The sequence below is a fragment of the Acinetobacter legionensis genome, from assembly GCF_057165765.1.
This window is the reverse complement of record NZ_CM169896.1, coordinates 3,157,191-3,180,205: the sequence shown is the minus strand read 5'-3', so window position 1 is coordinate 3,180,205 and position 23,015 is coordinate 3,157,191. Positions and strand designations below refer to the sequence as shown.

The following is a 23,015-nucleotide window of genomic DNA, read 5'->3' as shown; positions in this document are numbered from 1 at the left end:
TTTTTCAAGTATATGACTTCTAATTTTACACCATCTGTATCAGTATATAAACTTGGTGTTCCAGTATAACGATCTAATAATTCATGTAAATCAATGATATCTGCATTGCTATCTGTACCGACCTTAGCCAAATGGAAGCCATTAACAACATCATTAATGATAACTGTTTAAAAAATTTAAAACTTAATTTTTTGGGAAAAATTTGGGGGGAATATTAAGTTTTTTGATTATGGACGTAACTATATAAGTACATTATGATGATAGATTTACGAAATATAAACAATATATCTTTACTAGATGAAGTTCTGATACATGGTTTGTACTTTAACCTTAAGAAAGATATTTAATTCTACTTGTCTAATTAAACTTATGGAGAATCCAAAGATATGAATAGTGGGTATTTAAATTAGGAGACGCTGGTAGAAAATTAGATAAATTTTAACGTCTTTTTGACAATTTGAAATTAGCCTATTTTCAGCATATCTAAATGAAAATTATCTGAAAGTTTGTACGTCAATTTATTCCATAAGCAATGCAATACCTGCTTTTAATGTATTAATTAGTGGAACTTCGCAACAAGAAGCAGAAAAAATCTTATCAAATAGCGGTCAAAGAGTTTGGCCATCTTTAAATTTTAATAGTTATAAAGTTGCTCAAGTTTTGTCTAATGGTTGTCTATTAAAAATCGGTTTCATATATCACCTAAATTAAGCCAGAGTTAGTTAGTCATGCTACTGCTATAAATGCCATTTAAATGTCGTAGAATTATTTATTAGTTAGATTGATGCAATATATTTTATCAATAGTGGTTATTCTACTGAAGAAAATGCAATGAATGAAATGGAATAATCTATGGTTAAAAATAAAAAAATTAAAAAAGATGTTTGAATCATAGGGGTGAAATTTTTGATGAAATATAATTATTTTGATAATGTTTTAGTTTTTTTAAATCAGGGTGCTATTTTTATGACTATAGTTCTTATATAATTATATTTAATTAATAATTTTTATAAAGTAATTTTATTTAATTTTAGAGGTTCATAGTAAAACATATATAGAAAATTAACATAGTTTAAAATAATAATATGAATGTGTAATGATGTTTTCAAGGTGAATATTTATTAAAATTTATCGTGATTTAAGGGGGTAATCATGAAAAATCATCGAAGGGTTTGAGATCTAAGATGTTAAGACGGCATGATCTCAATAAGTTGCAAAATGAGTATTTATGGTAAAGAATTTGAATTGAGCTTTTTTATTATAATTTTTAAGAAAATTAGGGTTTTAAATGTATATTGTTAATTTAATATGTATTTTTACTTATTTGGTATGTGATTTAAAAATTATATTTTATATGGATTTAAATTTTTTAAATAATTATATTTTAAATAACAAGATATGAGGAATAAGTGTAAATTCTTATACGGTAAAATAAATTAATATTTACTTTAAAATAAGGGTTTTTATTCTAATTAATTAAAATTTTATATTTAAATTATTTAAAATTTTACTTATAGATTTAATATAAAAGATTTACTAATCTAAAAATATTTTTAAAAGTGATAATTTTATTTTTTTTTATAATTGTTTTAAATAAAGCTTAATAATAAAGTTTTTTTATTTTATTTTTTTTAATTTGTTGGTTTTTACCAAATATTAAAATTAACTTCTATATTGATAATTATTATTTTAATAACAATATAAAATATTAAGATTTGTTAACGATCAACTATGTGTTTTTGAAAGGTAAAAAAAAACTCTATCTATTGTATTTAAGAAAAATATATGTTTAATAATATGTTCTATTTTATGATTAATATTAATTATTTTTATACATATTTAATCAAATTGAAAAGTATGTAAAATGTGAATCAGTTAACTTTTTTTGACAGGGGTGTCTATATGAGAATATATGGTTATTTGAGAATTGATCCAGGGTATGCTGATGATTTAAATGAGAATTATACTTTTTTTAATAAATTTGGTTATCATATTCAAAAAAATCGGTTAATTTGTGAGGAAGTTGCTGTCGATACGCCAATCTATTATAGAGATAAAATAGTTAATTTAATTAATTATAGTTTAGAAGAAGATAATATACTCATTATAAAAGGATTGGATAGTTTAGGTGCTAATTTTATAGAGATTTACGATTTTATTAATTTGATTGATTCCAAAAAAATTGTATTGATTTGTTTGGATTATTCTCGAAATGAGATTAAAGGTGATGTTAAAAAAATTTTTTTCCATTTTATTAAATTGGGGGCAAATTTTGAAATGAATTTTAAGAAAAATAGAAAAAATTCAATCAGAAGTAGTGCTGTAAAAAGAGTAGGGCGGCCAGAAATTTTAAGTTTAGAACAAAAAAGAGAAGTTATTGATAAGTTTAAAAAAGGTTTTAGTGTTTATTCTCTTGCAAAAGAATATTCTGTTACAAGGACAGTAATACAAAGATTATTAAATAAGGAAAGTGAGAAGCTTATTAATATAAAGAATAATTAATTTTATTTTAAATTATATGTGGAATTTATTTTATGAAAAGATGGAAGTGTGATTTTTGTAATAAATATATTTTATTTAAGTTTGAAGATGTTAATATAGGTGATAGTGTTGATTTTTTGATATGTAAAGAAGGTCCTTTTTTAAGGTATATGGCTGGGTGTGTATTATTTTTAGAATTTGATTATGTTTATGTTGTAAGTTGTCTTGGGTTTTCTAGAGTTGATAAATGCAAAGTATATCCATCAAATGCTCCTGTAGCGTTTATCTATAATATGTTTGGAGTATGTTCTTGTGAAATTTAGTTGTAAATTTTAATTTGAGTAATTATATTCTGCTTTTTTATAAAAGTAGAATATTTATTGTAAAATTGTAAAATTGTAAAATTGTAAAATTGTAAAATTGTAAAATTGTAAAATTGTAAAATTGTAAAATTGTAAAATTGTAAAATTGTAAAATTGTAAAATTGTAAAATTGTAAAATTGTAAAATTGTAAAATTGTAAAATTGTGTTTTGTGAAGAGTTTGTTAATTTTAAAATACCATTTCCACCTTTGATTCTTGTTTTTGATGTATAGATGTTGGAAGTTTTATTAATTTAATGAAATTTAAATTCTAAATAATACTTGTCAGAATTAAATTATTTTGTAAGTGTGTTATAAAATTTTGAATCAGCTTAAATTAATAAAAGTTTTACAAGGCTTAAGTTTGGTGATGAAATTTGGCAATCTTCTTCAAAATTATTGAACTTAAAAATACAAAATTGAATAATCTTTTAAACGCTATTTTTTTTAAAACATCTAAATATTCAGAAAGTTTAATCTTGAGTATTTTAAGTAGACTGAATCTGGGCTTCTTCTCCTAATCTGTGTCATGAACATGGAATGAGTTCCGCTATATTAAATAAATGGAATGCGAAATATTGCTGTTGGATATTGCCATGATGACACGACTTGAAGAGTTAAAGCGGAAAATGCTCGTATAGAATGTATGTATGCTGACTAAAGTCTTAAAGCAGATATTCTTCAAGATGCATTATCAATTCAAGAGCTGCATGGGTTCCCTTTGATTTTATTGGATCAGAATTTTAAACCCTATCAAAAATTATCCAAAAAAGTTATGAGTTAAAATATGGTGAATTGTAACTCTTAAAAGAATAAAACAAAAAGTTATGGATTTACTTCAACTGACGTCAACTCCACCGAAAGATTACCAAGGTTTAATGCCATTAGTTCAAGCTTTGAAATAATTTTGGGGGAGATGACGAACCTCATTATTTTTTGTTGAAATTTAGGAGTTAGATAAGCGTAAAGCATCAACCAATTGCCTAAATAATGGTGAAGATTCACGACGGCTTGGATAATACATGTAGTATCCAGAATAGCTCATATCCCAATCTTCTAATACTCTGACAAAATTTCCTTTTTGTATTTCTGTTTCAACCATCATCTTGGGTAGCCATACTACTCCAAGACCATCTAGTCCGGCCTTTAGTTGTAATCTCGCATGGCTGACGACCATGGAGGATTCTGGAGATATGGTTTGAACTTCTTGATTTAGTTTTGAGTTTTTAAATTCCCATGATTGAATGCGTTCATGGCTAGGTAAGCGTAGTCCAATACATCGATGCTGATGTAGCTCATCAGGTTTTTGTGGTGTCCCATAAGTCTCTAAATAATGAGGAGAGGCGACAGTCATCATTTCTAATTCATCACTGATCTTAACCGAAATCATGTCTTTATGGACATTTTCTCCTAATCGAATACCAATGTCATAGCGGTCTTTAACAATATCTGCAAAGGCATAATCCATGGTTAATTCAAGCTGAATATTGGGATGATCATGAGAAAATTTGGATAATTTATCCCACAATAAAAAGTTAAGGCTGATTTCAGTTCCATTGATTCTCAATCGCCCACGAGGAGAATCTCTAAATTCGTTGAGGTTATAGAGTTTTTGTTCAATACCAGTAATGAGTGGGGCAATATCATTCAGAAGCTGTTCTCCCTCTTGTGTGGTAGAAACACTTCGAGTCGTTCGATTGAGTAATTTAACGCCAAGACGTTGTTCCAGCATTTTGAGGGTATAACTCAGGGCTGATTGTGAAACTCCCAACTGTCCTGCGGCCTTGGTAAAACTGCCAGTTTGGGCGACTACGATAAATGCTTTTAAGTCATCTAAGTTCTCAGACATGATTTACCTCAAAATACGATTATTTTGTTAATTGAATGTAATTAATCAAAAATCAATATAAATGTAATCGAAATTGCCTGACTAATAAATCGTTTATTGTCAGGGTATAGTTATTTTTTAACCGATGTCCTGCATGAACGTGGTGAGAGATAGCAATGAAAACAATTCGATTAAACAATGATATTGAAATGCCCCTCGCTGGTTTTGGTGTCTTCCAAATGAACGACCCCGTGGAATGTGAACAGGCAGTCTTACATGCAATTGATGCAGGCTACCGATTGATTGATACCGCAGCCTCTTACCAGAATGAAACTCAGGTCGGTAATGTATTTCGCCAAAGCCAGATTGCACGTGAAGAATTGTTTGTGACCACAAAATTATGGTTACAAGATGCCAGTTATGAGGGGGCGAAAGCGCAGTTTGAGCGTTCACTGAACCGTTTACAATTGGATTATCTTGATCTGTATCTGATTCACCAACCGATTGGTGATGTACATGGGGCATGGCGAGCAATGGAAGAACTGTATGCCGCAGGTAAAATTCGTGCTATTGGCGTGAGTAATTTTCACCCTGATCGTTTAGCTGATCTGATGGCATTTAATCAGGTCAAACCCTCGGTGAATCAGGTTGAAGTGAATCCATTTAACCAGCTACTCCATGCCGTGCCGTGGATGCAGTCACGAGATATTCAACCAGAAGCTTGGGCACCGTTTGCAGAAGGGCGCAATAATTTATTCAACCAACCTGTATTGGTTGAGATTGGCAAGAAATATGGTAAATCCGTTGGGCAAGTGGTACTACGCTGGTTACTACAACGAAATGTTGTGTCCTTAGCTAAATCGGTACGTCAACAACGTTTGCAGGAAAATATTGATATTTTTGATTTTGAGCTGTCAATTGAGGATATGACCCAAATCACGGCAATGGATACCGCCACCAGTTCCTTTTTCTCTCATCGTGACCCCGCCATGATTGAATGGCTGGCTAGTCGAAAAATGGATGTCTAAACTTAAAATTCAGGTGCGAACATGAAAATTTTACAAACTGTTTTAATGTCGGCAGCCATTACGACTTCAAGTGCGGGTTTTGCCGCAGATAAAAAATCGAATCCTTTTGGATTAGTGTACAACGGTGCAATTACTGAAAATGTCAAAGGTCAGGTTAATATTCATCATGTTAGCTATAAACTTAATGGACTGGATATTGTTGCCAATATTTATACGCCTGCCAATTATGATTCAAGTAAAAAGTATCCTGCGGTTGTAGTGGCGCATCCAAATGGCGGTGTCAAGGAACAGGTCGTAGGCTTATATGCCCAGCGTCTGGCTGAACAGGGATATATCACAATTACTGCCGATGCAGCCTATCAAGGTGGCAGTGGTGGGCAGCCCCGCAGTGTTGATAAACCTGTCAACCGTATTGAAGATGTACATGGTATGGCTGATTTTATTACCCAATATGCTGGGGTGGACAACAACCGTTTAGGTTTACTCGGAATCTGTGGTGGTGGTGGCTATTCATTGGCTGCAGCAGAAACGGATAAACGTTTTAAAGTGGTAGCTACGCTAAGTATGTTCAATTCTGGACGAGTACGTCGTAATGGTTTTGCGGATTCACAACTGGATACCATTCAGCAGCGTTTGAAACAAGCCACGGATGCCCGCGCACAAGAAGTTGCAGGTGGCAAAGTTCTTTATGCAGGTGATGCAGATATGACCGATGAGCAAATTGCTGCATTGCCATTTGAGATGTACAGACAGGGGTATGAATACTATTGGCGTACCCATGCCCATCCAAATTCAACCTTTAAATATACCATGAGCAGCTTGCTTGACCTGATGCGCTGGGATGCAACAGATCAAATTGAATTGATCAATCAGCCCTTACTCATGATTGCAGGCAGTAAAGCAGACAGTCTTTACATGACTGAAGATGCCTTTGCTAAAGCCACAGGTACAAAAGACAAAACCTTATTCATAATCCCAGATGCCACCCATATTGAAACCTATTGGAAGCCTGTATATGTCAAACAGGCGATGGAGCAACTGACTGCATTTTATGGCAAGCACCTGAAATAAAGAGTACTGGACTGAATGATAAGCAATCATTGAGTGAATTTTCTTGAATCATTGACCTATTTTTTGAATAGGGGTAACGGGGATAACATGAAACATCAGGTTAATGCATTATTGGTGATGAGTTCTCTATCAGGTATGGTCTGGGCTGAGGATAAAATGGACCAGCAGATTACTTCAGTGAATCAGCACGAGATTAGTCAGGCGCCTAGAAGTAATTTTTCTGGCAAGGCAAATTTTTCCCGTTATCCAGTGATGCCCTCACAAGGTGATGTTGCACCTGCCATTGTCAATTTTGAAGCAGGGACAATCACCAACTGGCATACCCATCCACACGGTCAATATCTGATTGTGACAGAGGGTGAGGGGCGTACTCAGGAATGGGGCAAACCCATCCAGACCATTCGTAAGGACGATACGATCTGGTGTCCACCCAATGTCAAACACTGGCATGGTGCAAGTGAGCATAGTGCGATGTTGCATATTGCCATGACCCCTGTGGCAACAGATGGCAAGAGTGTAACATGGCTGGAAAAAGTGGATTTACCTACACAAGCAAAACCTTTACGAACACCTGTAAAGGCTGAAACAGTACAGCTCAGCACAAAACAATTAAGCTTAATCCCAATTGCTGCATTTACTGCAACAGGGGAGCTGGAAAAACTAAAACCTGCTTTAATCAAGGGATTAGAAAAGGGCTTAACGGTAAATGAAATCAAGCAAGTGTTTGCTCATCAATACGCCTATGCGGGTTTTCCCCGTGCCTTAAATGGCACATTGACCTTTAAAAGCCTGCTTGAGGAGCGCCAAAAACAGGGCATTAAGGATATACAGGGCGCACTGCCAAGCAAGTTACCAAGTGGTACTGACTACTATCAACTCGGTATAGAACAGTTAGCTGATCTTAACAAGACCTCAATTGAGAAAAGTTCAAAACCACTGGTTGAAAACTTCTCACCCACGATGGATTTCGCCTTAAAAGCCCATTTATTTGGCTATTTGTTTAGTCAGGACAACTTGACGCCTCTGGAACGTGAAATTGTTGTAGTGAGCACATTGTCTGCCATGGGTGATGTTAATGCCCAACTGCGTTCGCATTTAAGAATTACCCGAAATCTGGGGGTAGATGCTACCCAGATGCAAAAAATCATCAGCACCTTACAGCAGGCGGTTGGACGTGGTCTGGCAAATAATGCACAAGACGTTTTACAACAGTTGCAATAGGAATAATGACAATGAATAAACGCCTAAACACAAGATTTAGAAATACCTTGCTTTCAATAGGAGTTGTGCTGACCATTTCAGCCTGTTCTACAACTCCGCATCAATCGACTGCTTTAAGTATTGCCCAGCAAGGCAATTTTGCCGCAGGGGGTAAAGTTATTCAAAGTGCAGGACAGTTTGATGATAAACAACTATTTAACCCGCAAGGTCAAACCTTGCATGGTGATCATGCTTCGGTATTTTATCAAATCCCTGAACATACCCGTCCTTATCCATTGGTATTTCTGCATGGTGCAGGACAATCAGCGAAAACATGGGGAACCACACCTGATGGTCGTGAGGGATTCCAAACCCTTTTCCTACGCCAGCATTTCCCAGTGTATGTAGTCGACCAACCACGTCGGGGACAGGCGGGACAATCAACTGTGTCAGCGGAAGTGCCAGCAATCACCAATGATCAGGCATGGTTCAATATGTTTCGTTTAGGACAGTATCCTAACCTTTTTAGGGGAGTACAGTTTTCACAAGACCGAACTGCTTTAAACCAGTATTTCCGTCAAATGACGCCGAATACAGGGGCCTATGATGAGCAGGTGATTAGTGATGCAATGGTTGAAGTCCTGAAAAAATCAGGCGATGCAGTACTCATTACCCATTCACAGGGCGGAGGGCCAGGCTGGTGGACGGCAATAAAATCAAATCAGGTCAAAGGTATTGTTGCTTATGAACCTGGCAGTGGTTTTGTCTTTCCTGAAAATGAACTGCCTGAACCCATGCCAAGTGCAACAGGGACATTGTCACCAACCCCAGTCAAAATGGCAGATTTCCAGAAGCTGATCAGAATGCCGATTATTGTCTATTATGGCGATAATATTCCTACTGAGAAAAATAACTATGCAGGACAGCAAAATGCGGGACAGGACAATTGGCGTGTACGTCTGAAAATGGCTCAGTTATGGGTAGATAAAATAAATCAGCATGGGGGTAAAGCCCAATTGGTGCATTTGCCTAATATTGGGGTTTACGGTAATACGCATTTTCCGTTTTCTGATTTAAACAATCAGCAGATCGCAGAACTACTTTCGCAATGGTTGCATAAAAATAAACTGGATTAAGGAGGATGGGCGATGCTTATCAGTATCCGTTTTATTCTATTCTTTATTTGTGCAATTGGCTTGATGGGTTGTCCAAGTGCGGAAAACTCACAAGCCGCACAAAATATCAATCCTTCACCCAATCTACCCGTGAATGTAGACAATCCTAAAGCCCTGATTGTTTATCTATCCCGAACTAAAAATACGGAAGCACTTGCCAAGATGGTACAGGAAAAAGTCGGTGGCGACTTGGTCGCTTTAGAGTTGCAGACACCATACCCTGGAAACTATCAAGCGATTGTCAGGTAAGTTGATCAGGAAAATCAGAATGGTTATTTACCGCCATTAAAAACCCGAATCGAAAATATTGGGCAATATGATGCCATCTTTTTTGGCTTTCCAACATGGGACATGCAGCTGCCACCACCGACTAAAAGTTTTCTCAATCGATACGAAGCTGATCTAAATGGCAAGATGATTGTGCCATTCAATAACAATGCGAGCTATGGCATGGGACAAAGTCTTGCCCAGTTCAACCAGTACTGTCGCGGATGCCAAATCATGCAGAGTATTGAGCTACGAGGTGGCATTGAACGGGACGGAATTCTATTTGTTATGGAAGGTGAACGGGCCAACCAAGCCAAAAATACAATCGCACAATGGTTGCAAGACTTGTCTGTAAATAATCCTGACATTCAACAGCTCCTGAAAAACCATGCAACAAACTAAGTTATCCTTTAAACATGATCAATCGAGTCTCAAAAATGCCTGTTTCTCCCACACATTCTCAAAAACCTAATACTGCATTGAACACTGCAAGCTGGTTTTTTATGGGGATTTTGGGTGCATTAATGGCATTCACTTCACTCTCAACCGATATTTATTTACCTGCAATGTCTCAAATGGCACAAGAGTTAAATGGAAATGTTGAGCTAACAGTCACAGAATTTTTGGCTGGCTTTGCATTGGCACAGTTGATCTGGGGTCCAATAAGCGATCGCATAGGACGAAAAATTCCTTTGTTTATAGGCATAATTCTTTTTGTGATTGGTTCAATTGGTTGTGCATTGTCCCAATCCATTGAGCAAATTGTATTTTGGCGTGTGTTTCAGGCTCTAGGAGCATGTACTGGTCCAATGCTTGGACGTGCCCAATTGTGGTTGCTAAGGCATTGCCGCCGTTTAAAAGTCCCAATGGTTTTGATACATCATTGAATCGTACCAGTCGCATCACAATGGCTGTGGACATTGACCAAAAAACACCAATAACGATTCCTAGAATTGCTCGCCCCAACATAAATAAAATGGAGTTGTAGGCAAAAGTGATAATGACCCTAGACAGTATCATCAGAAACGTTAGTCCCAGTAACACGGAACGGCGATCCCATTTTCGAGTAAATTTGCTAATCGTCAAACTTGTAATAACAGCAAAAATCCCTGAAATTGCAATCGCTTGTCCGACCAGCCCCTCAGTCATCTTGAGGTCAGATGCAATTGGCGTCAGCAAACTTACGGGCATAAATTCAGAGGCGATCAGAACCGCGCAACATAGAGACATCACGATCACTGCACTCCATGTAGATGTACTCGGAGTTAGATCGGTTGTAGATTGTTTCTCAATAGAAAAAGACATACATATCCTGCTTTAAAAAACATTTAGCATTTGGAGCTAGAAAGCAGGACACACTAGCAAATCGCTAGATTGTGAGTTATGTGCTTTTATTGAATAGAGTTATGAATAATTTACATGAATAAACGAACCGAATTGAATAATATTTACTTTTGTCAAATAGACTGATGAACAGAGCAAGGCAGGCAGGGTTTTATCTGGAGGCTTTGGATAATGTGGCAAGGCAGCTATAGCAATGCCATTTTTGAGGTGGGAGGTGAAGAGAGTTTGGATATTGTTGCATTGCTCTATATAAATGAGTGAAGATCAGAGAAAAATTGAGATACCCTCGACTTGCCTCATGCTCAGGATACTTAAAAAGCCGAAGGGTTAAAATTGGTTAAATTAAAGTTGTATGTAAATAAAATGTAGCCAAAACATAATGTTATTTTTCTAGTTCAAATGACGCCATCTCTACCAAATTCTTGTTATAAAAAATATTGCTTAAAAAAGGCGTTGTCACAAAATTTGGCACAAATTATAAAATCTATAAGATTCTATTGGATTTTAACTATTTGATAAATAATGAATTAAACCTAGATAGAATCTATTAAATAGTTATTTACAGAGTTCGAATCTCACCGCTTCCGCCAAATATTTAAAAGACCCTTAAATTTTTAAGGGTCTTTTTTTTGCTTTGATTTTGTCTCACTTACTCTATATAAAATTTTAAAAATAAAGCTATATAAGCCCTAAAATAAAGTGCTGATATGATTTGCTAAAATAATTTGCTTGGTTTGATTGAATTTTTTATATGAATGCTCAGGAGCAGGAAAAGCTCTGATTAACAGCTCAGGATTAAGATTTAGAGGCTTTTAAAATGTCTTGATAATGATCTTAAACTGAGCCCATGGACAGAATACATTTTATTTGACTACTATATTGAATGACCTGTATGGATTGTTAATGGTCAAACTTGTCAGAGACAAATTAGTCAAAGCATTGAAGAACCACATGTCCATTGGTGGATTAGTCAACTGTAGGGCTTTGGGTTGTTGATATGTCAGCTTAGATGAGTTGGATGAGCTGAGTACATTTATTTTTATAACCACAGGATTTAGCAATATCCGTACTTTTACAGCATGTTGCCTTACTATCATGTTGCATCCTATGGATTGCTTTTATACTTACCTTTACAACTAATGTGTAGAAAAAAACTCTACACAAAATTATTGAACATCTGTCTATAACGTACATTTAACTTTAAGCGAAGGAGCGAATTTACTGGATTAGATTCAACGTGCTTTGCAGGTTTATAATAGCTCGCATGAATAACCATGCTAGAAATCATTTTTTAAGAGTGGCAAGGTATCGTAGAAAGACCTTTTATTATAAGCGAATAGGTCTTAGTTTGATTTAAATGGATGCACTATGCTCTGAGTGATCATTATTTATCTTTAATGATTTCGTCACCAATCCAGTTTAAAAAATGGTTCACTTTGAGAATGTTCTCATGGGTACGTGGATAAACTAAGTGGTGTGCAGATATGGGTACGGATAAGTCATCATGAAAGACTTTGACAAGTTTTCCTGAATCTAGATAATTTTGGGTAAGTAAATTGCTTTCAAGAACGAATCCAAGCCCATGAGTTGCAGCTTCAAGCGACATGTATGAGCGATCAAAACTAAAAGTATAAGGAAATTCAGGAATACTCAGCCCTTGGTGTGCAAACCATTGAGGCCATGTCACGAGAGTAGACTTTGACAAAATTAATTCTTTTTTTAGTAGATCTTTAGGCTCAGATACTGGACTACGTTCAAGTAGTTTTGGGGAGGCAAGAACTTCTAATTTTTCACTTCGAAAAGTTCTAATTTCGACACCTGTCCAATTTGGAATACCATGACGAATATCAATATCAATTTTATCACGCGTAAAATGAAGGTTTTCATAAGAGCAAGATAAATTCACTTGAATGAGAGGATATTGTTCTTTAAATGATTCTAATTTTGGCAATAACCACAGAAGTCCAAAGCTAGGTGATGAATGGATATATAAACTATCTTTTGGGCTTTTATCTGATGCTTGTTCAGTCGCTAACATCAAATTATGCAAGATAGTGGTGACATCTTGATAATAACGTTCACCTGAAGGCGTTAAGGTCACTCCTCGTGCGCCTCTTATAAATAAGCTTTGACCAATCATTTCTTCTAGTTTTGCTATTTGATGACTGACAGCAGATGGTGTGAGATTCAAAACTTCTGCCGCTTTTGCCACATTTCCTAATCGAGCAGTTTGCTCAAACGCTTGTAAGGTTTTTATTGCAGGTACCTGATTGTAATTTTTTTCACTATTGTTCATTTAAAATTCCATTTTTCTTTCGAATACAAACTAAAAATATCATAGGCATGAATAAAATTCATGCCTAGTTGAGTTTAACCTTATTGCTGCTCACCGTGAAAAAAGAGAATCTAATGATGAATAAATATGTTGAAGATAAGAGGAATAGACATGTTACTACAAGGAAAGGTAGCGTTAATCACAGGTGCTGCATCAGAGCGTGGTATTGGTCGTGCAACAGCAGAAATCTTTGCACAGCAAGGCGCTAAAGTCATTATTGTTGATCTAGATCTTGTGCAAAGCCAGAATGCAGCTAAAGCATTGGGCGAAGGTCATTTAGGTCTAGCAGCAAATGTTGCAAATGAAGAACAAGCACACGCTACTGTGGAAAAAGCCCTTCAACACTATGGAAAAATTGATATTTTGGTCAATAATGCAGGCATTACCCAACCTGTAAAAACATTAGATATCAAACGTAATGATTATGACCGTATTTTGGATGTCAGTCTGCGAGGAACACTCATTATGTCTCAGGCAGTAATTCCCTCAATGAAAGAAAACGGTGGAGGAAGTATTGTGTGCTTATCATCCGTTTCGGCACAACGAGGTGGTGGTATTTTTGGTGGTCCACACTACAGTGCTGCCAAAGCTGGGGTTTTAGGATTAGGTAAAGCGATGGCTCGCGAGTTTGGTGCAGATAATATTCGTGTCAACTCACTTACACCAGGTCTTATTCAAACAGATATTACGGGTGGTTTAATAAATGATGATCGTCGTCATGACATTCTTGCAGGTATTCCACTTGGTCGCTTAGGCAGAGCACAAGATGTTGCAAATGCAGCGTTATTTTTAGCCAGTGATCTATCAGCCTATTTAACAGGTGTAACTTTAGACGTAAATGGCGGCATGTTGATTCACTAAAACACAGTATTAGAAAATCTAAAATAGAGACATGGCCATGAGAGGATATTGTGGCCAATTGTAAAGGGACTCGCATGATGGATACCGTATTTTCATCTGATACAGATGCTATTCGTAAATCTGCATATCGAAAAATTGCATTTCGGCTGATGCCATTTTTAATGCTTTGTTATTTTTGTGCTTACCTAGACCGTGTAAATGTTGGTTTTGCCAAACTTCAAATGATGAGTGATTTACAGTTTAGTGAAGCTGTTTATGGACTCGGAGCAGGTATTTTCTTTATAGGATATTTCTTATGTGAAGTACCTAGCAATATTGTGCTTCATAAAGTTGGTGCTCGACGTTGGATTGCCCGAATTATGATTACATGGGGTATTTTATCAGGCTGTTTTGCATTTGTTGAAACAGAATGGCAATTCTATACCTTGCGCTTTTTACTCGGTGTTGCTGAGGCAGGGTTAGCACCAGGTTTATTACTTTATCTTACATATTGGTTCCCATCTTATCGTCGGGCCCGTATGACCGTGCTTTGGTTTATTGCGATTCCAATTTCGGGAATGATTGGCGGTCCTCTATCTGGCTTAATCATGGATCAAATGAACAATGTGCAGGGATGGTATGGCTGGCAATGGATGTTCGTTATTGAAGCGATACCCACGGTACTTGTTGGTTTATTGGTGCTAATCATTTTAAAAGACTCTGTTCAAGATGCACATTGGTTAACAAGTGCTGAAAAGAATTTAGTTCAGCAAGAAATCGCTCAAGATAATCAACAGAAAGAAGGGCATAGCAGTATTAAAGACTTCATTAGTGATAAACGCTTGTGGTTACTTGCGGGAATCTACTTTTGTGTCGTAATGGGACAATATGCAATTACTTTCTGGTTGCCGACATTAATTCGTAACTCAGGTATTAGCGACAACTGGCATATTGGCTTGTTGACCAGCCTACCTTATATATGTGCCATAGTTGTAATGCTGTTAGCAGGCCGTAGCGGAGATCACTTTAGAGAGCGTCGCTGGCATTTAATTATTCCTATGTGTGCTGGTGCAGTTGCACTGACCTTCGCAACATTGTTTGCCTCAAATCTAACCCTATCGCTGATTTGTTTATGTATTGCAGCATCAGGTGTACTCACCGCATCTTCTTTGTTTTGGATGTTACCAACCAACTTTTTAGGAGGTGTTTCAGCTGCTGCGGGTATTGCTGGAATCAATAGTTTTGCCAACCTCGCTGGATTTTGTTCTCCGTTTCTTATCGGCTGGATTACGACTAATACAGGTTCGAATGCGATTGGCATGTTCTTAATCACAGCAGTTTTATTTGTCGGTGCCAGCCTAGTACTGGGCGTTCCAGCAAAACTTGTTAATCGTTAATAAGAGAAGTTAATCATGTCAAATATTAATAAAGAAGTTCGTATTGCTGAACTACAGCAACGTGCATATAACATTCGTCAACATGCGTTACGTATGGGACAAGTACAGGGCCAAGGTTATATTGGACAGGCCTTAGGTGCAGCCGATCTACTTGCAGTTTCTTATTTTCATGCAATGAAATATCAGCCTGAGAATCCTGAATGGGAAGGGCGAGATCGCTTTTATCTTTCAATAGGTCATTATGCAATTGCTTTATATGCTGCTTTGATTGAAGCAAACGTGATTCCACTTGAAGAACTTGAAACGTATGGTTCTGATGACAGTCGTTTACCTATGTCAGGCATGGCAACGTATACCCCTGGTATGGAGATCACAGGAGGTTCGCTAGGTCATGGTTTGGGTATTGCGGTAGGTGCTTGCCTTGGATTAAAACAAAAGAAATCAGAGTCATTTATTTATAACCTCTTATCAGATGGTGAGCTCAATGAGGGCTCGACATGGGAAGCCGTAATGTCGGCTTCACATTGGAAATTAGATAATCTAATTGCAATTATTGATGTGAATAATCAGCAAGCCGATGGGCATTCATGTGAAATTCTAGCTTTTGAACCGATTATAGATCGTTGGCAATCATTTGGCTGGTATACCCAACGCGTAGATGGCAACAATATGGAAGCTTTACTTGATGCTTTTGATCAGGCGAAAAGCTACGAAGGAGCATGCCCAAGAGTAATTATTTGCGATACCAAAATGGGTAAAGGTGTTTCATTTTTAGAAAGCCGTGAAAAAACACATTTTATTCGCGTGGATGAACGCGAATGGGATGAAGCTTTAAATATATTAACCCATTACGGCAAATAAGGAGTTTAGATCCATGAGCCAATTAGCGAACTCTCCAAAGAAAAAATTAAAAACGTCTGCAATGATTGCTTCGATTGCTGCTGAAGGCCAACCAACCAAACCTGCACCATTTGGACATGCTTTAAATGCCTTGGTGAAAGAGCGTGATGATATCGTTGGATTATCAGCAGATTTATCCAAATATACAGATTTGCATATTTTTGCTAACCAAAACCCAGACAAATTCTTTCAAATGGGAATGGCAGAACAACTCCTGATGAGTGCTGCTGCTGGATTAGCTCGAGAAGGATTCGTTCCTTTTGCCACGACTTATGCTGTATTTGCTTCACGCCGAGCTTACGATTTTATCTGTATGGCGATTGCCGAAGATAATTTGAACGTAAAAATTGTAGCAGCCCTTCCTGGTTTAACTACAGGATATGGGCCAAGTCACCAAGCAACAGAAGATATTGCAATTTTCCGTGGAATGCCAAATTTAATGATCATTGATCCATGTGATGCCTTGGAAATTGAACAGGCTATTCCACAGATTGCTGCTCATCAAGGTCCTGTTTATATGCGCTTGTTACGTGGTCAAGTTCCATTGGTACTGGATAAATATAATTACCAATTTAAATTAGGTAAGGCTCAAGTGATTAAACCTGGCAAAGACCTGTTGATTATTTCTACAGGACTGCTGACGATGCGCGCTCTTGAGGCAGCTGAAGAACTTAAAAAAGAAGGAATTGAGGTTTCAGTTCTACATGTTCCAACCATTAAGCCTCTTGATGAACAGACCATTTTAGATGAGGTAGCTAAAGGAGGACGACCTGTACTTACTGCTGAAAATCATTCTGTAGTTGGTGGTTTAGGTGAAGCAGTTGGAACCTTGTTATTAAGAAATGGGCAACATCCACGTTTTGACATGATTGGTTTGCCCGATGCATTTTTAGATGCAGGTGCGCTGCCGACATTGCATGATCGATATGGTATTTCTGTTGAAGCAGTTAAAGAGAAAATTAAAAATCACTTAACCTAAGAGAATCCAATTTTGTTAGTGAATTGAGCATGGTGTACGACAGGAGTCTTGCCATGCTGCAATTTTCTCATACCACTTTTACTCCATTTAACCATTCAAAATATAGCTTATTCAATTAGTTATTTAGGGAAACTTATTTTCAAAATTTGCAGGGATTGTGCAATGAACAAAATTAATTTTTTATGTCTTATTGGTGTACTTATTGGAACAAATACGGCTTGTTTTGCTGGAAACTTATTCGATGTGAATCGGAAAAATTTAATAGGGCAAGGTGAACGAACAGCTTTAGCAGATAAAGGGATCAAATTTGATGGTAGTTTAAATCTCGATATTGCTTACTTGGCAGACGGTGGATATGTCTCACGACAAGATCCAACATATGTTAGCCAGTTTTCACTTGGTTCAACCTTAGATTTAGAAAAATTGATAAATCTAGACGGGCTGAGTGTTCGAGCATTAATTATGGCAAGACAAGGGCAGAGTGTATCAGTAGAACAGATCTCCGATCCGCAAGTACCACAATTGGCCAATGTACAGGCAAATTATGGTCGAGGAAATTCGGGTACAAGACTTGCAGAACTATCGATCGAAAAGAATTTTAGTAACGCAACTACCAGTATTCGAGTTGGGCGTTTTGCCATGGGAACTTATTTCAATGTGATGTCTTGTGACTTTCAAAATAATTCTTTTTGCGGTGCGCAAATGGGGAAATGGCAAGGCAGTAAATGGATTAATGCACCTGTAAGCCAATGGGCTGTAATGTCTAAATATAGTTTCAACCCTGAGGCTTTTATACAATTTGGTGTATTTGAATATAACCAAACAAACTTGGAAGAAAGTGAAGGATGGAATTTGGATACAAAAGATGCCGATGGCGTCAATATTCCTGTTGAGCTTGTCTGGCAGCCGAAACAGGCGATTAATAACTTAGCTGGTATCTATCGTATAGGTGCATTTTACAATACGGCTGATGATCTCAAAAATCAAAAAGACATCGTTACAGGAGAACCAAAATCTCACACATATGGGATGTGGGGAGTCGTAGAACAACAGTTAACTAAAAATGGCTCAAGTCATCAGGGGCTATACGCTTTTGTGAACTTTAGTTTTCATGATCAAACCACTAACAAAGTTGGAAATATGCAACAGATGGGTTTAAAGTACATTGGACTTTTAAATCATTATCCCAATGACATTGTAGGTTTTGCTGCGAATAGAGTTCATGTGAGTGATCGTTACAGCCAAACACAGCAAGCCATTAACAAGGATGCTGAATATAATATTGAGTTGAACTATTCATATTTCCCAATGAAATGGTTGATGCTTAGACCTAATATTCAATATGTAATCAATCCTGGGGCAACGAGTTATGTGGATAATGCTCTAGTGCTGGGCTTAAGCTCGAAAATTATTTTTTAAAAATATATCTACTATAAGAGTTGAACGATATTTTTTAAATTTCTAATATTTAAATTATCACTTTTTTTAGAGCTAAATTAAGGGAATATTTTTTATTCTCTTAATTTATGAAAAATCGTCGTTTTCAATAGCTAAAAATTATAGGTATAGGTCAATCCGCTGTTGGTGGTGATGGTCACCTCATGCACATTTTCAGCAGCACACATCATACAAAGGTAGGCAGTCTCTCTAGAGAATAAAGATTATTGATATTATCAAAAAAATATATTTGAATTAACTAAAGAAAAAGGCTCATGGATTTGATATATTTTTATTAAAGACAAAGTCACTGGCATATACCAAATAGGTTTTTTGGCTAGAAGTTTTTAATCTTTAGGGTAAAGTTAGATATTAGTGAACATAAAATGATTGTAAGTTTTCAAGTTAAAAATGTCTAAAAAGCCTTATCTATCAACAGAAATGCAAAAATACCAAACAAAGCAAAAAAGACAAAATAAATTACTTTTGCAACTTTCCATTCTTCTATTTATCCCGCCTTTATTGTTATTTCCCGCGTATCCAAGAAATGATTGGCAATATTCCATTTATAAGTACATCACAGAAAATTTGTTGATTACAGTAGGTTCAAAAGGACCACTACCATTTTTTACTATTCTTTCTAGTATATACATTACAATCATTATGTTTTTCTTAAGTTGCTATGTCTGCTGTTTATTCTTAAAAAAGTATGGCATTCAAGAAAACTTCCAAAAAAAAATTTACAGTTTATTCTTACAATTCGAATTTTCTTCTTCATATAAATATCCTTGGTTAGAAATACCAATAATCAAAAAAACATTAGTTTCGAGCATTTTTATTTTATGTTTTCTTGGCAGTATATGGCACTTTGTTCATGATGAAATTTCATTTCAAAGTGGTAGTCGTAAAGGTGCACTCATAGAATGGAGTTACAACTATAGAATAGGCGTATTGTTCTGGGAGTTCATTATTAGCTTGTTGAGCATCTCGCCTATTTTTTATTTCTTTCTTTTATTCATTTATCTCAGCAATTACTATTTCCGTGGGTTGGGAACTGGGAAAATTCTTTTTTCCAAAAGAAACAGCAAAACTAAAAAACGTAAGAAAAAAAGATGATTTTGTTAATTCTGCCATATTGTCTTATCCTGTAATAGAACAACACTTATCTCATAAAATGCTCAATCAATTTCTTAGGGCACTTTAATATTCTCGTGGCGTCTATACCATGCACTCCAACATATTTATGTTCTTGCTTGTCACAAATATGGAGGCTTATCCAACACGATCATGCTGAATAAGCCCATTTAAAAATCATCAATCAATATCAGGATGCTGTTTGGCAAGGTGATCACGTTTTTCTTGTAGTTCTTCGATTTTTTGATCAATTTTTTCGATTTTCTGCTCAATATTTCCATGATATTGCTCTAGAAGTTCCTCAGCTTCTTCAGGATCAACCGCCATTGGCTTGGCGCCTTTAAGTGGTAAATTTGCTGTTTCTTTAAGATAAATCGCAGTAATAACACCAAAGCAGCCACAAATCACCAGATAATAGGCTGGCACCATAATATTTTGAGTTGTTTCAACCAACGTTGCTGTGATGGTAGGTGTTAAACCTGCAATCACCACTGAAATATTAAAGGCAATTGCAAGTGCGCTATAGCGAATTTCAGTTGGAAACAATGCGGGTAGGGTTGAAGCCATTATTCCAATCAGCATATTGAGTGAAAGTGCCAACATCAACAGACCCAAGAAAATTAAATAAACATTATTTGTGGCAAGCAATATAAAGGCTGGATATGACAAAACAATCAGTGCAAAACTCCCTGCAAAGACAAATGGTCGACGACCAATTTTATCACTTAGCATTCCCACGAATGGCTGGACAAAGAGCATTCCGACCATTACTGCAATAATAATCAAAACGCCGTGATTCTCTGAGTAGCCTAAGTTATGTGAGAAATAACTTGGTAAATAGGTAAGTAGCATGTAATAGGTGACATTGGTACACAGAACTAGACCAACACATACCAATAGACTGCGCTTATGTTCACGGAAAATTTGTTTGAAACCCACTTTTTGCGGTTTTTTAGATAGTGACTGTTCTTCAGCATGCGCCTGAAAAGTCGGAGTTTCATCTAAAGAATGACGTAAATATAAGCCAATTAGTCCTAGTGGTAACGCTAAATAAAAAGGAATTCGCCAGCCCCAATCGACAAAGGCCGCTTCCCCCATGGAAAAACTAATCATTGAAACGACACCCGCCCCAACAACAAAACCTAAAATAGAACCAAAATCCAGCCAGCTTCCCATGAAACCACGTTTTCGATCTGGTGAATATTCCGCTACAAATATTGCAGCTCCAGCATATTCTCCTCCGACTGAAAAACCCTGAGCAATTTTTACAATGAGTAGCAGAATAGGGGCCCAAATTCCTATACTTTCATAGGCTGGGATTAAGCCAATACCAAAAGTACTGACGGACATGATAATAATGGTGATCGCTAGGATCTTTTGACGACCGTATTTATCACCTAAATGCCCAAAAAACAATCCACCTAAAGGTCGAAATATAAAAGGTATAGAAAAGGTTGCGAGTGCTGCAATCATTTGTATACTCGGCGATGAATTTGGAAAAAAGACTTTACCTAATACATAAGCGACATAACCATAAACACCAAAATCAAACCATTCGATTGCATTGCCTAAGGCTGCGGCTTTAATGGCTTTTTTAGTCTTATCATAATCAATAATTTCGACATCATCGATTTCAAGTGGTTTAATTTTTCTTTTAGACATAAATGGCTTAATCCTAATGAATGACTGTGTTTAAAAAATCTCTAAACCAAAGTCAAAAATAAAATTCATCATGAGCAGAAATAATTAAAAGATAACGCTAAGTTACATTTAAAATTTCAATGTCATAGAATTTTAATAAATATCAATTGATTATAATTTTAGTTTTTTTGTGGTTTTTATGTGTTGGGTAATCATGAATAAAATGTATGAGATCTGATGTAATTGTGTAATGAGTTTAACGTATATAAATGAATCAAAAGGATTGAAAATAATAGTTGTGTTTCCTTTCGCTAAATTTTTTTTGCAGTGATTAAAGCTAAATTAAATGATAAAAGATGTTAAGACTAGAAATAGGCTATTAAGATGATGACTAAAGCAAAGAACAGCCGTTAAGTGTAATTTTATCAACAATCCAAATGCTAATGAGTGCAATATTAGTTATAACCATATCCAGCTTAAATGGGACGCTAAAACTGTATAAATATTTTTTTATAGATAACAATGAGTCCATTTTATAAGGTCCTGAGTTTTTTAGCTTAAATGTTATATTTTTTGTAAAAATAAGTTATTAAAAACTAATGTAATTTACAATTTTAATGATTAGTTAGACAAAATATCTGTTCATTGAGAAGTACAATTTTTAGCAAGTCACTTATTTCCTGCTTTTGTTTTATGGAAAGCCATTATGTTTTCAAATTATATTCATCCTTTTGTTTTGTTTTTCTCCTTACTCAATCCTTTTTTGATGAGTATTTATATGATCGGGATGATCAGACACACTGAAACTAAAGTATTTAATAAAGGTTTAGCACAAGGTGCTTTGATTGCTTATGTGGTTTTTATGCTTTTTGCATGGGGTGGCGAAGCAATTTTTAGTACTTATTTAAATGTTCGTTTTGAATCATTTCAGATTTTTGGTGGGTTAATTTTCTTGGTGATTGGCTATCGTTTTGTATTTCAAGGTGCAGATACTATCGGAGAAATGAGAGGAACGCCTGCACATTTGGCCAGTACCATGGCTATGCCATTTATGATTGGTCCAGGCACAATTAGTGCAGCTGTGGTGACAGGAGCGAGTATGTCTTTACTCGAATCCGCGGTGTTGATTGCTTTTACCTTATTTATTAGCTGTGGCATTTTAATGATCATGAAGTATGGGCATGACCACTTACGTTATAGCCATGCGAAATATATTGATCGCTATTTTGATATTGTTGGACGTTTATCTGCCTTGTTAATTGGGACTATTGCGATTGATATGATCGCGACAGGGATTATTGGTTTACTTGAAAAGTATTAATAATTATTTATATTTTTGATTTTTAAGATAATTATTAAATAAAAGCTGAAACATGATTTACGCTGAGGTGGGAGATCCACCTCAACATTATATCAAAGTTTATTCAGGACTATCATCTAGAAATCTTCTTAGCCTTTCAGATTGAGAGGCTGTCCATTTTATATCTTTGTCTAACAAAACGAATTTTAAGTAGAAAATAATGGAGGAATATAGAGATATATGTTGTTTTTATGTGAAATATAACGATAATGATTTTTATTTAGATTAAGAGTTTTT

Annotated in this window: 19 protein-coding genes and 2 pseudogenes; 17 read left to right on the top strand and 4 right to left on the bottom strand. The window is 35.8% G+C overall.

Going from position 1 to position 23,015, the window contains the following annotated elements; all coding sequences use genetic code 11:
- Positions 1-1,902 precede the first annotated feature (1,902 nt).
- The 3 genes and pseudogenes from AC2G3J_RS14510 to AC2G3J_RS14500 all read left to right on the top strand — a co-directional run.
- On the top strand, positions 1,903-2,502 hold the full coding sequence (locus AC2G3J_RS14510; RefSeq protein ID WP_483771084.1) for a recombinase family protein: 600 nt from the start codon (positions 1,903-1,905) through the stop codon (positions 2,500-2,502).
- 32 nt (positions 2,503-2,534) lie between these two features.
- The gene (locus AC2G3J_RS14505; RefSeq protein ID WP_483770189.1) at positions 2,535-2,804 is read left to right on the top strand and encodes a hypothetical protein; all 270 of its coding nucleotides are present in this window, start codon (positions 2,535-2,537) and stop codon (positions 2,802-2,804) included.
- 478 nt (positions 2,805-3,282) lie between these two features.
- Positions 3,283-3,500 (top strand): annotated as a pseudogene (locus tag AC2G3J_RS14500) (transposase); the annotation flags it as partial.
- 288 nt (positions 3,501-3,788) lie between these two features.
- On the opposite strand, the gene AC2G3J_RS14495 reads toward AC2G3J_RS14500, so the two are convergent.
- On the bottom strand, positions 3,789-4,691 hold the full coding sequence (locus AC2G3J_RS14495) for a LysR family transcriptional regulator (protein ID WP_483770188.1): 903 nt from the start codon (positions 4,689-4,691) through the stop codon (positions 3,789-3,791).
- 155 nt (positions 4,692-4,846) lie between these two features.
- Here AC2G3J_RS14495 and AC2G3J_RS14490 point away from each other — a divergent pair, with 155 nt between their 5' ends.
- From AC2G3J_RS14490 to AC2G3J_RS14460, 7 genes are all read left to right on the top strand, one after another.
- Positions 4,847-5,698 (top strand): aldo/keto reductase, encoded by an 852-nt coding sequence (locus AC2G3J_RS14490; RefSeq protein ID WP_483770187.1) that lies wholly within the window; start codon positions 4,847-4,849, stop codon positions 5,696-5,698.
- Positions 5,699-5,719: 21 nt separating this feature from the next.
- Positions 5,720-6,769 (top strand): alpha/beta hydrolase, encoded by a 1,050-nt coding sequence (locus AC2G3J_RS14485; protein ID WP_483770186.1) that lies wholly within the window; start codon positions 5,720-5,722, stop codon positions 6,767-6,769.
- Between the two features lie 87 nt (positions 6,770-6,856).
- The gene (locus AC2G3J_RS14480; RefSeq protein WP_483770185.1) at positions 6,857-7,990 is read left to right on the top strand and encodes a cupin domain-containing carboxymuconolactone decarboxylase family protein; all 1,134 of its coding nucleotides are present in this window, start codon (positions 6,857-6,859) and stop codon (positions 7,988-7,990) included.
- A gap of 11 nt (positions 7,991-8,001) precedes the next feature.
- Entirely contained in the window at positions 8,002-9,105 is a 1,104-nt protein-coding gene (locus tag AC2G3J_RS14475) for an alpha/beta hydrolase (RefSeq protein WP_483770184.1), read from the top strand.
- Positions 9,106-9,117: 12 nt separating this feature from the next.
- Positions 9,118-9,393, top strand: a complete 276-nt coding sequence (locus AC2G3J_RS14470; RefSeq protein ID WP_483770183.1) for an NADPH-dependent FMN reductase family protein — start codon at positions 9,118-9,120, stop codon at positions 9,391-9,393.
- Positions 9,394-9,441: 48 nt separating this feature from the next.
- On the top strand, positions 9,442-9,813 hold the full coding sequence (locus tag AC2G3J_RS14465) for a flavodoxin family protein (RefSeq protein WP_483771083.1): 372 nt from the start codon (positions 9,442-9,444) through the stop codon (positions 9,811-9,813).
- Between the two features lie 14 nt (positions 9,814-9,827).
- A complete protein-coding gene (locus AC2G3J_RS14460) occupies positions 9,828-10,298 on the top strand; it encodes an MFS transporter (protein ID WP_483770182.1) in 471 nt (156 codons plus the stop codon).
- On the opposite strand, the pseudogene AC2G3J_RS14455 reads toward AC2G3J_RS14460, so the two are convergent.
- Positions 10,237-10,716, bottom strand: a pseudogene (locus tag AC2G3J_RS14455) (MFS transporter); the annotation flags it as partial. The gene AC2G3J_RS14460 and the pseudogene AC2G3J_RS14455 sit on opposite strands and share 62 nt — an antisense overlap.
- Positions 10,717-12,139: 1,423 nt before the next feature.
- Positions 12,140-13,051, bottom strand: a complete 912-nt coding sequence (locus AC2G3J_RS14450) for a LysR substrate-binding domain-containing protein (RefSeq protein ID WP_483770181.1) — start codon at positions 13,049-13,051, stop codon at positions 12,140-12,142.
- A gap of 150 nt (positions 13,052-13,201) precedes the next feature.
- Here AC2G3J_RS14450 and AC2G3J_RS14445 point away from each other — a divergent pair, with 150 nt between their 5' ends.
- From AC2G3J_RS14445 to AC2G3J_RS14420, 6 genes are all read left to right on the top strand, one after another.
- Entirely contained in the window at positions 13,202-13,951 is a 750-nt protein-coding gene (locus AC2G3J_RS14445) for an SDR family NAD(P)-dependent oxidoreductase (RefSeq protein WP_419819526.1), read from the top strand.
- Between the two features lie 77 nt (positions 13,952-14,028).
- On the top strand, positions 14,029-15,327 hold the full coding sequence (locus AC2G3J_RS14440; protein WP_336952664.1) for an MFS transporter: 1,299 nt from the start codon (positions 14,029-14,031) through the stop codon (positions 15,325-15,327).
- A 15-nt stretch (positions 15,328-15,342) separates the two neighbouring features.
- Entirely contained in the window at positions 15,343-16,188 is an 846-nt protein-coding gene (locus tag AC2G3J_RS14435; protein ID WP_336952663.1) for a transketolase, read from the top strand.
- 13 nt (positions 16,189-16,201) lie between these two features.
- Positions 16,202-17,206 carry a transketolase family protein gene (locus AC2G3J_RS14430; protein WP_336952662.1) on the top strand — a complete coding sequence of 335 codons (1,005 nt, stop codon included), beginning with the start codon at positions 16,202-16,204 and terminating at the stop codon, positions 17,204-17,206.
- A gap of 162 nt (positions 17,207-17,368) precedes the next feature.
- Complete coding sequence (locus tag AC2G3J_RS14425; protein WP_483770180.1) at positions 17,369-18,625, top strand: carbohydrate porin; 1,257 nt, start codon at positions 17,369-17,371, stop codon at positions 18,623-18,625.
- 429 nt (positions 18,626-19,054) lie between these two features.
- The gene (locus AC2G3J_RS14420; protein ID WP_483770179.1) at positions 19,055-19,759 is read left to right on the top strand and encodes a hypothetical protein; all 705 of its coding nucleotides are present in this window, start codon (positions 19,055-19,057) and stop codon (positions 19,757-19,759) included.
- Positions 19,760-19,957: 198 nt separating this feature from the next.
- Here the strand turns inward: AC2G3J_RS14420 and proP are convergent, their stop codons facing one another.
- Positions 19,958-21,439: a glycine betaine/L-proline transporter ProP gene (proP, locus tag AC2G3J_RS14415; protein WP_483770178.1), complete on the bottom strand. Its 1,482-nt coding sequence runs from the start codon at positions 21,437-21,439 to the stop codon at positions 19,958-19,960.
- A 685-nt stretch (positions 21,440-22,124) separates the two neighbouring features.
- Between proP and AC2G3J_RS14410 the strand changes: the two genes are divergently transcribed.
- A complete protein-coding gene (locus AC2G3J_RS14410; protein ID WP_336952657.1) occupies positions 22,125-22,739 on the top strand; it encodes a MarC family protein in 615 nt (204 codons plus the stop codon).
- Positions 22,740-23,015 lie beyond the last annotated feature (276 nt).